General features: G+C 58.3%; 1 protein-coding gene. It reads right to left on the bottom strand.

Annotation, left to right across the window (positions count from 1 at the left end; translation table 11 throughout):
* Positions 1 to 29 precede the first annotated feature (29 nt).
* Positions 30 to 576 (bottom strand): AAA-type ATPase lid domain-containing protein (locus ABD481_RS46890; RefSeq protein ID WP_344672369.1); only part of this gene is annotated, 547 nt, incomplete at its 5' end.

Raw genomic sequence — 576 nt, 5'->3', positions numbered from 1 at the left:
CCTGTTCTCCATGGCGCGAATCGAAGAGACTAGGCCTGATGCTTGCGCTTGAACTGGCTGGCGTCAATATCGTACTGCTTCATTTTGCGCCACAGGGTGGTGCGGCCGATATTGAGCAGCTGCGACATCTCCTGCACCCGCCCGCTGGTCACCCGGGCGGCGTGAATAATAGCTTCCTTTTCGATGGCGCTAAAGGTCAGGCTGGCCGGCAGCAGCGATGACGCGCTATCCCCGCCCGGCCGCTCGGAAAAGAGATATTCCGGCAGATTACTCAGGCGAATGTGGCCGTTGTCGCTGCTGATGGCGATATTCTCAATGACGCTATTGAGCTCAAAATCATTCCCCGGCCACGAGTAGGCCACCAGCTGCGCCAGCGCGTCATCGTCCACTTTCAGTCGCGAAGAGAAACGCTTCTCCAAGCTCTTCAACCGGTTATGCACCAGCGACGGAATACTGTTGCGTCGGGCGCGCAGCGGCGGGATGACGATCTCAAAGGAGTGCAGCGCATAGTACAGCTGGCGGCTAAAGCGGTTCTGTTCCACCAGATTGGCCAGATCGACGGTGGTGGTGGCAATC

This window comes from Catenulispora yoronensis, assembly GCF_039531695.1.
Lineage (GTDB): Bacteria > Actinomycetota > Actinomycetes > Streptomycetales > Catenulisporaceae > Catenulispora > Catenulispora yoronensis.
Note: the sequence above shows the minus strand (reverse complement) of the source record. Positions and strands in the feature narration are given on the sequence as shown.